Genomic DNA, 11,663 nt, shown 5'->3' with positions numbered 1-11,663 from the left:
AATACAAAAGGCAAGTTAGAGGATATACTGTTGGGCTAACAGGATTTTAAGCCTGTGGAGATGGTGGGTTACCACTTCTAAGAAGCAGGAATCCTTGTGGGCTTGCCCCGAGGAGGGTCAATAATGACCGTCAATATAGAAATAAATGAACAAAAGAAGGAAGGAAGTTTTTTTAGATGAAAATAGGAATTATTGGTCTGCCTAATGTAGGAAAATCCACCCTGTTTAATGCATTAACCGAAGCAGGGGCAGATGCAGAAAATTACCCGTTTTGTACTATAGATCCAAATGTCGGAATAGTTCCGGTCCCAGATAAAAGACTGGATTGGCTCTCTGAACTTTATGAACCTGAGAAAACTACCCCAACTGTTATAGAATTTGTAGATATTGCAGGTTTGGTACAGGGTGCAAGCAGAGGAGAGGGATTGGGCAACAAGTTTTTGTCCCATATTAGAGAGGTCGATGCAGTAGCTCAGGTAGTAAGATGTTTTGAAGATGAAAATATAGCTCATGTTGATGGAGAAATATCTCCTGATAGAGATATTGATATAATAAATACAGAACTTATGTTGGCAGATTTAACTGTGGTTGAAAAAAGAATGGAGAAGACAGAAAAACAGGCTAAAAGTGGAAACAAAAAATATCTTCAGGAGCTGGAAGTTATCAAAAAGATTGCTGAGACTCTTGAAGAGGGAAAAAATATTCGTCAGTTAGAATTAAATGAAACTGGAAAAAGAATTATCAAAGAACTGCAGCTTTTAAGTGCTAAACCGATTATTTATCTGGCCAATGTTAATGAAGAGGATATAGGTGCTGACAATAATGAACTGGTTCAAGAGGTAAAAGAACATGCAGTAAAAGATGGAGCTCGTGTTGTAGAAATTAGTGCTAAAATTGAAGCAGATATTGCAGAACTAGATAAAGGAGAAAAAGAAATATTTTTGCAAGAACTTGGTCTCCAAAGCTCTGGACTGGATAGAGTTATACGTGCCAGTTATGAGCTGCTGAATTTGATAACATTTTTGACTGCTGGCAAACAGGAATGCAGGGCCTGGACGGTACAGAAAGGTGCATCTGCACCAGAAGCTGCTGGGAAAATACACTCTGATATGGAAAAAGGATTTATAAGGGCAGAAGTAGTTAGTTTTGATGATTTAAAAAGAGTTGGTTCAATAGCAGCAGCTAGAGAAGAAGGCCTGCTGAGGCTTGAAGGTAAAGATTATATTATTAAAGATGGAGATGTCTGCCATTTTAGATTTAATGTATAGTACCTTTTAGTACCAGGTACCAATAGGAGTTTTAGTACCTGGTACTAATACCTGTCTATAGTACCGGGTACGAATACACGAATACAAAATAAAAAAATTTGCATCATGGCTAAATTAATGCTATAATTTAGATTGGTAATTTCCATGCTCTGCTGGAAGCAGGGCCATTTGTCCACATGGAGGGGGTGAAAATTATGGAAAATATAAGAGCTTATGAGACAACTTTTGTTCTCAAGCCGGATCTAGATGATGAAGGTAAAGAAGAGATTTTGGAAAGGGTTAAATCAATTATTCTTGATCATGATGGTGAAGTAACAGGTGTTGATGCCTGGGGCAAGAGACAATTAGCCTACGAAATTAAAGATTACCGTTCAGGTGATTATACAATTCTTCAGTTTAATGCTAATACAGATGTAGTAAAAGAACTTGAAAGAATATTTAAAATTATGGATGGTGTACTCCGTTACTTGGTAATTCGTCAGGAATCTTAAATATTATACCGGGGTGGTGAACAACCTTGTTAAATAGAATAGTACTGATCGGCAGACTTACACGTGATCCGGAACTCCGCTATACCAGTAATGGAACTCCAGTCTGCAATTTTACACTTGCAGTTGAAAGAAACTATACAAATCGTCAGGGAGAAAGAGATGTAGATTTCATTAAGATTGTAACCTGGCGTGGACTGGCAGAAAATTGTGCCCGTCATCTAGGAAAAGGAAGACTGGTTGGTGTAGATGGTTCACTGCATATTAGAAAAAGCGAAAACAATAACCGTACTTATATAAATCCAGAAGTTACAGCAGATAATGTACGTTTTCTAGATTATGCCAACAGCAATCAAAATCAGAGTCAGAATAACAATTATTCAGATCAAAACAAAGAAAATAAGCAGAATAATTCCGCCCAGAATGAATTTGACAAAAATTTTGATGATGAATTTGATCCAGACGATTTTGATGTACCATTTTGAAAAGGAGGTAGAATAATGGCACGAGGACATAATAAATCCTGTCATTTTTGCGGCAGTGATAAAAAAATAGATTATAAAGATTTAAGAACTTTAAATAGGTACCTTACTGATCGTGGTAAAATTATACCGCGCAGAATAACAGGTAATTGTTCAAAACATCAGAGAGATATTACTAAAGCTATCAAAAGAGCAAGAACAGTAGCTTTGCTACCATATGTAAAAGAGTAAATAATAATTGAGGAGGCAAAATGTTAAATTATGCCTCCTCTAGTTATATTAACATAATAATTGGACAGCTTTTGCCGTCTGATGAGGTGATAACGGCAGATGAATATTAGTGAGTATAAAGATAGTATAAAAACTATTATTTATATAATATTATTAACAATGGTAAATTTCTATTTGCCAATTTTTAGTCTGGCAGTAATGATTCTGTGGCCGGTGCCAGTAGTTTATCTGGTCCAGAAGGAAAAAACGGGCAGAGTAATAACTGTTATTGCTATTGCAGCATTAATAAATGGTGCTTTATTTGGTCCTTTAATGGGTTTAATGACGGTTATTGGATTTGGATTGGTAGGTTTTATTATAGGAAATGCAGTTAAGGAGGGGCTGTCTCCCAAAAAAACACTGATTGTATCAGTAGTTGCTGTGATAATTTCACAGACATTAATAATGCTTATTGCAGATCAAATTTTAGGAATTAACCTGCAGAGTTTTATTCAGAATGCAGTAAAGAGTTTCAGCAGTGATCTGGATCAGGCTTCTTTAGAACAGATGGTAAATGCCCAGATCGGATTTATAAGTATGATTTTACCAGCTCTGCTGGCAGTTTCTTCAACAATAACGGGTATTTTTAATTATTATATATCTGCCTGGTATTTGCGGAGGCGTGGTTTAAACATTGAAATATATAAAAAATTCAATAAATGGTTTATGCCCCGCTGGCCCATTTCTGCTGCCGTAGTTGTTTCGCTTTTTCTAAAAAATAATCCTATTTTCTTTAATTTAAATATATATTTATTCTTTTTAGCATTTTTGCAGGGATTTGCTGTTTTAATGTATTTTATTTCCGCAAAAACAGATTCTTTTTTACCCAAAATTTTGGCAGTATTTATAATACTTATACTGCCACCTATTCCGATGGCATTGATATTGCTGGGATTTATAGATATGTGGTTTAATTTAAGAAAGCAGAATGATCAACCTGGTTAAAATTCCTGAAATAGGAGGTAAAAGTTATGAAAGTAATACTAAAAAAAGACGTAAAAAAACTCGGCAGTAAAGGTGATGTTGTTGATGCAGCCGATGGGTATGCACGTAATTATCTTTTTCCCCGCGGACTGGCAGTAGAAGCAACTGAAGGGAAAATAAAACAGCTAAAGCAGAAAGAACGCAAAAAAGAGAAAAAAGAAGAACAGAGAAGAAAGAAAGCAGAACAGTTAAAAGAAAAACTGGAATCAGAAAAGTTTGTTGTTAAAGTTAAGGCTGGGGAAAGTGGAAGATTATTTGGCTCAGTTACAACAAAAGATATTGCAGAAGCAGCTGCAGAAAAAGGATATGATATCGACAAAAGAAAAATAGATCTTGATGATCATATAAAAACTCTGGGTATGCACAAAATTGATGTAAAAATATATGATGATATATCTGCAGAACTTAAAATATCTGTTCAGGAAAAATAAGACAGTTAAAAAATGTGAACCTCTCCACCTAAATTACAGATTTAGAGGGAGTTTTCTTGGCTGTTTTAAATAAAATATAAAAAGAAAACTCATTCTGTTAATAATCTCAGAGAAGTTATGAATTTATGAGATAATATTAACAGGGTGAGTTTTTTAAATTCAATAATCTGTGCTAATCCATGTTCTTTAATTTTTTCTGCAGACTTTTCGGCAAATCAGAGATATTACCATCAAAAACTTACCTTACTGGTGCTGGCAGATGATCCTGCAGCAGAGCTGAATTCGAAAATAAGTCTGGAAATATTGGTTTGGACCTGATAAAAAATGAACAGGAATTAAAGACAGCCTTATGCTGATTTTTGAGATTTCTACAGCAGGAAAAGATAGTTTGAGATTTAATAGTATATATAGGGAAGTAGAGTATATTAGCAGCAAAAGATTTGTACTATCATGTTTTGAAAAATGATGTATTAAAAAATGAGAATAGATGAGGTGAGTAGAAAATGCATATTTTTAATAAAAAAGCTTATCAAGAGTGGAAATCGTTTGTAGAAAAAGGTGAGATATCAGATGATTTTGATAAAAATATAATAACAGAATCCTGGCATAGGTGTAAAAACTTAAAAGTTGATCCATATGGTGGAGAAGGTAATATAATCGAAAAAAAACTCCTCATGCGGATAAGGAAAGCCAACCGAGATTTAATAGAAATAGCCAGACCTTTTATGAATGAGCTGGCAGAGATAGTAGAAAACTCAAATTTTGTTGTAGTACTGACTGACAGCAGAGGTATGATAGTAGAAGTTACAGGTGACGAAAAAATTATGAACAGAGCTATGGAGATGAGATTTACTCCTGGCTCATACTGGTCAGAAGAAAAAGTCGGAACTAATGCAATTGGAACAGGTATTAAAGTAGATAAACCTCTTCAGGTAGTGGGTGAAGAACATTACTGTAAAAAACACCATCCGTGGACCTGTTCTGCTGCTCCAATACATAATCCAGAGGGAGAGCTGATTGGAATTCTGGATATGACCGGCCCCTGTGAATGTGCTCATCCACATACTCTGGGGATGGTGGCTGCAGCTGCTCAGGCAGTTGAACATCAGCTGGCCCTGATGGAAAGAAATAGAGAATTAGAGCAGGCACATGAGTTTGCAACTGCTGTTATTAACTCTATGTCAGAAGGCCTAATATCAATTAATAAAATGGGCAGTATAATAAGTATCAATCAGGCGGCTGCAAGAATGTTAAATATAAAAAAAGAAAATGCACTGAATAAAGATATAAAAGATGTTTTAGGAGAACAAAAAGTAGTTGAGAAGATGCTTTCTGAACACAGAATATTTAATGATGAAGATATTTATCTGCACGGAGATGGGAAAAAAATATATTTTAACTCATCAGCCAGAATGCTGCCTGGTGGAAAGGGGATCCCGGATGGTTTTATTATAATACTGCGCCGGATGAAGGCTGTTAAAAAAATGGTTAACAGAATAGCTGGATCAGAAGCAAGATTTAAATTTGATGATATTATAGGAAACAGCAGCAGTTTAAATGAGGTTGTGGAGATGGCTAAGATAATCAGTGATAGTGATGCAGCTGTGCTCATAGAAGGGGAAAGTGGTACAGGAAAAGAAATGATGGCTCAGGCCATTCACAACAGCAGCCCCCGCCGTGAACAGGTGTTTTTGAGTATTAACTGTGCAGCTATACCGCAGAGCCTGCTTGAGAGTGAACTTTTTGGTTATGAAGGTGGTAGTTTTACAGGAGCTCGAAAAAAAGGCAGGCCCGGTAAATTTGAACTTGCCTCTGGTGGGACACTTCATTTAGATGAAATAGGAGAGATGCCGCTCAATATGCAGGCCAGCCTGCTGCGGGTACTGCAGGAGAAAGAAATCACCAGAATTGGAGGACTTGAACCGATTCTGGTAGATGTAAGGATAATTGCCTCAACAAATAAAGTTTTGGAAGAAGAAGTTAAAAAAGGAAATTTTCGCAAAGATCTTTATTTTCGTTTAAATACTGTTAATCTTAAGATGCCCCCACTTAGAGAAAGAACTGAAGATATTCCACTGCTGATTGAACATTTTATTTCTATTGTCAATCAGCAGAGTAATAAGGATATCTATGGAGTAGAAGAAGAAGTAATAAAAATCCTTCAAAATTACAGCTGGCCGGGTAATGTAAGAGAACTGCAGAATTTAATAGAAAGGGCAGCACTTCTTTCTGATGATGGTGTAATAAGATCTGATCTGCTGCCTGATGAATTAAAAAAAGAAAAGACCAGTGTGCCATTAAATCCCGAAAAAATTCCACTGCTGAAAATAGATCAGATGGAAGAGATCTTGATAAATCTTTCATTAAAGAAATCAAAAAACATTACTCAGGCAGCAGAAAAGCTGGGAATCAGCCGGTCAACTATTTACCGCAAAGCTCAAAAATACAATATTGACCTTTAATATGTCTCATTATGAAACAAATTATTTTATTGTCTCATTATGAGACATACACCCTTTTTTTATTAGCAAACCAGTAAAAAGAAAAGATTTCAAATTATATAAATGTTTCAAAATGATACAAAAATTAAAATATTCACAATATTAATAAATTATATTTAATCACTATTGTTTTTAAATGAAAAACAAGTTCCTTGATATAAAAGGGAATTTAAAGCAAATTAATTAATAATTAATAACTAATTAATTAATGGAACGATTAATGCATTATTAATATTTTGAAAAGGAAAAAAATTATGATTTTAAGGGAGGTGGCTCAATCTTTTCTGCTGGACAGAAATATTAATAATAGGGGGAGATAAGTTTGAAAGAAAGCAAAGATAAAATGATTCAAATGCTGGAAGATATGATGGTAATCAGAGAATTTGAATCAACAGTGCAGAAACATTTTGCAGAAGGTGAAATACCAGGCTTTGTTCACCTTTATTTAGGTGAAGAAGCAGTAGCAGTTGGTGCATGTAATGCTCTGGAAGAAAAAGATTATATTACAAGTACGCACAGAGGTCATGGTCATCTGCTTGCCAGAGGCGGGGATGTAAACAAGATGATGGCTGAAATTTTTGGCAAAGCCACAGGATATAACAAAGGTAAGGGTGGCTCAATGCACATTGCTGATGTCAGCCTGGGTATTTTAGGCGCAAATGGTATTGTTGGTGCTGGCCTGCCTATTGCAGCAGGTTCTGGTATAACAAGTCAGATTCTTGATACAGGTGCAGTAACTTTATGCTTTTTTGGAGATGGTGCCTCCAATAGGGGTACATTCCATGAAGCAATAAATTTGGCCTCTATATGGAATCTGCCGGTAGTTTTTGTCTGTGAAAACAATATGTATGCTATTTCTATGCCTCAGTACAGATCAGATGGCCGGAAAGGTCAGAATATAAAGGATGTATCAGATCGTGCAGTAGCCTATGGTATTTCTGGTGTTACAGTAGATGGAAATGATGTCATGGCAGTAAATGAAGCTGTAACTGAAGCTGTTAAAAAGGCTAGAAATGGTGGAGGGCCCAGTCTGGTAGAATGTAAGACATACCGCCACCGCGGCCACTTTGAAGGAGATCCTACAGTATATCGTTCAGATGAAGAATTAGAAGAGTGGAAAAAGAAAGATCCTATTAGCAGATTTAAAAATTTATTAAAAGATCAGGAACTCCTCGACGATGCAGAATATGATGAGCTGAAGGAAAAAGTAGAAGCCAGGATTAAAGAAGCAGTTGATTTTTCACAGAACAGTCCTGATCCTGATCCTTCAGAAGTCACAACAGATGTTTATTATGGGGAGGGAGTTTAATGAGTAAATTAACTTATGCAGAAGCACTTCGAGAAGCAATGGCAGAAGAAATGGAAAGAGATAAATCAGTATTTATAATGGGAGAAGATGTTGGAGTTTTTGGCGGATGTTTTGGAGTTACAGGAGATCTAGTAGAAAGATTTGGTGAAGATAGAGTACGGGATACACCTATTACTGAAACAGCAATTGTAGGTAGTGCAGTCGGTGCTGCTATGACAGGAAGCAGACCAATAGCAGAGATCATGTTTGCTGGATTTTTGGGTGTACCGATGGATGAAATTTTCAATCAGGCAGCCAAAATGTGTTATATGACAGGTGGACAGGCAAAAGTACCAATGGTTTTAAGGGCTCCCAATGGGGCAGGTATTGGTGCAGCAGCACAGCACTCTGAGAGAACTGAAGCCTGGTTTGTCCATGTTCCCGGTCTAAAAGTTGTATATCCATCCACACCTGCTGATGCAAAAGGACTTCTCAAATCTGCTGTCAGAGATGACAATCCTGTTATCTTTTTTGAACACAAAATACTTTATAATCACAAAGGTGAAGTTCCGGATGACAAAGATTTTACTATTCCACTCGGCAAAGCAGATGTTAAAAGAGAAGGTAAAGATCTTACTGTAGTTGCCACAGGCATACTTGTTACCTATGCTCTGGAAGCTGCTGAAAAGCTGGCAGAAGAAGGAATAGAAATTGAAGTTATAGATCCAAGAACACTGGTTCCATTTGATAAAGAAACTGTATTGGATTCAGTAGAGAAAACCGGTAAATTGATAATTGCTTCTGAAGAAACAAAAAGAGGCTCCTTTACTTCCGAGGTATCTGCAGTAGTTGCAGAAGAAGGACTATTTCTTCTCGAACAACCCATAAAAAGAATCTGTGCTCCTGATGCACCTGTACCATTCAGCAGTGCTTTAGAAAAAGTATATATACCAGGGCCAGAAAAAATAATATCTGCAGTTAAAGAGATGGTTTAATGCAGTCTGAAAGAAAAAAAAGAACTGTTGGAATTATTGCTAACCCGGCCTCCGGAAGAGATATCCGGAGGTTGGTAGCACATGGCTCAGTATTTGATAATGCAGAAAAAGTCAATATAGTAAGAAGAATTCTGCTGGCCTTAAACAAACTGGATATTGATAAAGTATATATAATGCCGGATTCTTTTGGTATAGGGCATGAAGCTTTAAATGGGCTCTGGGGAGAGGAAAAAGAAAACTTTAAACTTGATGTAGAGATTATGGATATGTCCATCAGAGGTTCAGCTGAAGATTCTTCTAATGCAGCCGAACTGATGGAAGAAAAAGATACTGATATAATTATCGTTCTTGGTGGTGATGGTACAAATAGAGTTGTTGTTAAAGCACTGAAAAAAACACCTGTTATGTCAATTTCGACCGGAACCAATAATGTTTTCCCAATCATGGCCGAAAGCACAATGCTGGGAATGGCAGCAGGTCTCTATACCTTTTTTACTGAAGAAGAAAGACAAAAAGTTACCAGTCCAATCAAGAGTATTTATATTATCAGAGATGGTAATGTAGAAGACATGGCCCTTATAGATGCTGTAATAGTAAATGAATCCTATATAGGCAGCCGTGCGCTCTGGCATACAGAACAGCTGGAAGAACTATTTGTTACCAGAAGTACCTCACATGATATTGGTATGGTTTCAATTGCCGGCAGGCTGACACAGGTGCGGGCAGATGAAGAAGGTGGGGTTTTTATTGAAATTGGTAATAACAGCCTAACAGTTAAAGCAGCAATTGCTCCTGGTGTGGTTAAAGAGATACCTATTAAAAGGTGGCGCAAAATTGAGCAGGAGGAAACAATAAAACTGCCTTCAAAACAGAGAATAATTGCCCTTGATGGGGAGCGAGAACTTTCGGTTAAGAAAACAGAGCAGCTGGAAGTTAAGCTCAGCTATGCACCGGTCAGATTTGTAGAATATAAAGATGTACTTGCTCTGGCAGATGAAAAGAAAATGCTGGAGGTGTAGGTATGGAACTTGATGAACTGGCAGAAGGTTATGAAGACTGGTACAGAACTGACAGAGGAAAATATGTTGGTGAAAATGAATATAAATGTCTTAAAAGACATATTGGAGAATGTGAAGGCAAAAAAATAATAGAGCTTGGCTGTGGTACAGGATATTTTCTGCGCCGATTTGCTGTTAGAGCAGAAGAGGTGGTAGGATTTGATATAACTGAAAAAATGCTTAAATCAGGAAAAGAGCTGGCTGAAGCTGAGGGAATAGAAATTGAATTTATAAAAGGAGATGTCACTAAAAAGCTGCCATTTCCTGATAATTATTTTGATATAGTCTATTCAAATTCTATGATAGAATTTATAGATGAAGATAAGATAGAAGAAGTAAGCAAAGAAATGTGGAGAATTTTAAAGAAGAGTGGAAAACTTGTTATTGGAGTTTTAAACAAAGAAAGCACCTGGGCCTATAAAAGGAAAGCAGAAAGTTTGGAAAAGGAATCTATTTTTAGTGAAGGTAAATTCTATACCTGGGAAGAGCTGGAATCACTTCTGTCCAAATATGGTGATGTAGAAATGGAATCCACCCTTTTTGTACCACCATATTTTAAAAAAGCAGAAGATTTTCGCTGGTTTAAACCTCTGGAAGATGAATTTAAGACAAGATTTCCAAAAAGAGGGGCTCTTCTTGTTGGAAGTGTAGAGAAAAAGGAGGATTTTGATGGCTAAAGAACTAGTAATGCCCAAACTTGGTTTAACAATGGAAGAAGGAACTATTGTAAAATGGTACCTTTCTGAAGGAGATAAATTCAAAAAAGGAGATTTTATATTCTCAGTAGAAACAGAAAAACTTACAAATGATGTTGAAGCAAATGAAGATGGAGAAATAGAAGAGATTCTGGTTGAAGAAGGTGAAACAGTAAAGGTAAAAACACCGGTTGCAAAACTTGTCGGCTGGGAAGAAGATGAATCATCTAAAAAAGCAGAAAAAAAAGTTGAAGTAGAAACAGAATCTAAAGCCGAAAAATCTGAAAAAAAAGATAAATCAGACAGAAAAGAAAGAAAAGGCAGAAGAGTAATGGCAGCACCAAAGGCACGAAAAATAGCAGCAGATAATAATATTAAACTTGAAGATGCTGCAGAAGCTCTTGGCAGAGACCGTCTGAGTGTTGCAGATATCGAAAAATATCTGTCAGATGTAGGTAAAGCAGAAGATAAAACTGCTAAAAAAGACAAAGAAGTTCCAAAAGAAAGTGGAATGAGAAATGTGATAGCAAGAAGGCTCACAGAAAGCTGGCGTGCTCCCCACATCTATCTGAGGCGAGAAATAGAAGTTGATGAGCTTCTCGTTCTAAAGAAAAATCTCAAAGAAAAAGGAAAGGATATTTCATTTAATGATTTGATTTCTTATGTGGCAGTTAAAGCATTAGAAGAAACAAAAAAATTAAATATGGTGGTAGATGAAGAAGGAAGAGGAACTGTTTCTAATAAAGTTAACCTGGGACTTGCAGTAGCAGTAGATGAGGGTCTGCTGGTACCTGTTGTAAAAAATGCCGAAGAGTTAAGTCTAAAACAGCTGGCCGAAAAAAGTAAAGATCTGATTACAAGAACCAGAGAAAACAGGCTGAATCTTGATGAACTGGAAGGTGGAACATTTACAATAACAAATCTAGGTATGTTTGGTATAGACGAATTTACCGCAATTATTAATCCACCTCAGGCAGCAATTCTTGCTGTAGGAACTATCAAAAACAAATTATATCTTAATGAAGAAGGCCTGGTGAGGGAGAAAAAAATTATTAACTTCACCCTGGGTGTTGACCACAGAGCTGTTGATGGAGCAGCAGGTGCAGAGTTTATGCAGAAATTTGCTGAATTTGTAGAAGAACCCTATTTGATGTTTTAGTCATTAAAAAATAGGATGTTAAAGAATAGGATGTTAGAGTGTAA

12 protein-coding genes are annotated in these 11,663 nt (G+C 36.4%); all 12 read left to right on the top strand.

Annotation, left to right across the window (positions count from 1 at the left end; all coding sequences use genetic code 11):
• The first annotated feature begins 176 nt into the window (after positions 1-176).
• The 12 genes from ychF (at position 177) to DER71_RS03715 (ending at position 11,619) form a co-directional block, all read left to right on the top strand.
• The gene (ychF, locus tag DER71_RS03770) at positions 177-1,268 is read left to right on the top strand and encodes a redox-regulated ATPase YchF (RefSeq protein ID WP_114458544.1); all 1,092 of its coding nucleotides are present in this window, start codon (positions 177-179) and stop codon (positions 1,266-1,268) included.
• A gap of 194 nt (positions 1,269-1,462) precedes the next feature.
• Positions 1,463-1,759 (top strand): 30S ribosomal protein S6, encoded by a 297-nt coding sequence (gene rpsF, locus DER71_RS03765; protein WP_114458543.1) that lies wholly within the window; start codon positions 1,463-1,465, stop codon positions 1,757-1,759.
• Positions 1,760-1,785: 26 nt separating this feature from the next.
• The gene (locus DER71_RS03760) at positions 1,786-2,241 is read left to right on the top strand and encodes a single-stranded DNA-binding protein (protein WP_114458542.1); all 456 of its coding nucleotides are present in this window, start codon (positions 1,786-1,788) and stop codon (positions 2,239-2,241) included.
• Positions 2,242-2,256: 15 nt separating this feature from the next.
• Positions 2,257-2,469 (top strand): 30S ribosomal protein S18, encoded by a 213-nt coding sequence (rpsR, locus tag DER71_RS03755; protein ID WP_114458541.1) that lies wholly within the window; start codon positions 2,257-2,259, stop codon positions 2,467-2,469.
• A 99-nt stretch (positions 2,470-2,568) separates the two neighbouring features.
• The gene (locus DER71_RS03750) at positions 2,569-3,453 is read left to right on the top strand and encodes a DUF2232 domain-containing protein (protein ID WP_114474328.1); all 885 of its coding nucleotides are present in this window, start codon (positions 2,569-2,571) and stop codon (positions 3,451-3,453) included.
• Positions 3,454-3,479: 26 nt separating this feature from the next.
• Positions 3,480-3,923, top strand: coding sequence for a 50S ribosomal protein L9 (gene rplI / locus DER71_RS03745; protein WP_114458539.1), 444 nt, complete (start codon positions 3,480-3,482; stop codon positions 3,921-3,923).
• A gap of 503 nt (positions 3,924-4,426) precedes the next feature.
• Positions 4,427-6,385 carry a sigma-54-dependent Fis family transcriptional regulator gene (locus tag DER71_RS03740; RefSeq protein WP_114458538.1) on the top strand — a complete coding sequence of 653 codons (1,959 nt, stop codon included), beginning with the start codon at positions 4,427-4,429 and terminating at the stop codon, positions 6,383-6,385.
• Positions 6,386-6,746: 361 nt separating this feature from the next.
• A complete protein-coding gene (locus tag DER71_RS03735) occupies positions 6,747-7,733 on the top strand; it encodes a thiamine pyrophosphate-dependent dehydrogenase E1 component subunit alpha (RefSeq protein WP_114458537.1) in 987 nt (328 codons plus the stop codon).
• On the top strand, positions 7,733-8,707 hold the full coding sequence (locus DER71_RS03730) for an alpha-ketoacid dehydrogenase subunit beta (protein ID WP_114474327.1): 975 nt from the start codon (positions 7,733-7,735) through the stop codon (positions 8,705-8,707). The genes DER71_RS03735 and DER71_RS03730 overlap by 1 nt, the downstream gene beginning before the upstream one ends.
• On the top strand, positions 8,707-9,726 hold the full coding sequence (locus DER71_RS03725; RefSeq protein WP_114458535.1) for an ATP-NAD kinase family protein: 1,020 nt from the start codon (positions 8,707-8,709) through the stop codon (positions 9,724-9,726). Before DER71_RS03730 ends, DER71_RS03725 begins: the two co-directional genes overlap by 1 nt.
• Positions 9,727-9,728: 2 nt before the next feature.
• Positions 9,729-10,442 carry a class I SAM-dependent methyltransferase gene (locus DER71_RS03720; protein WP_114458534.1) on the top strand — a complete coding sequence of 238 codons (714 nt, stop codon included), beginning with the start codon at positions 9,729-9,731 and terminating at the stop codon, positions 10,440-10,442.
• A complete protein-coding gene (locus tag DER71_RS03715) occupies positions 10,435-11,619 on the top strand; it encodes a dihydrolipoamide acetyltransferase family protein (RefSeq protein ID WP_114458533.1) in 1,185 nt (394 codons plus the stop codon). Before DER71_RS03720 ends, DER71_RS03715 begins: the two co-directional genes overlap by 8 nt.
• Positions 11,620-11,663 lie beyond the last annotated feature (44 nt).

The sequence above is a fragment of the Halanaerobium sp. DL-01 genome (genome assembly GCF_003338615.1).
Lineage (GTDB): Bacteria > Bacillota > Halanaerobiia > Halanaerobiales > Halanaerobiaceae > QPJE01.
Note: the sequence above shows the minus strand (reverse complement) of the source record. Positions and strands in the feature narration are given on the sequence as shown.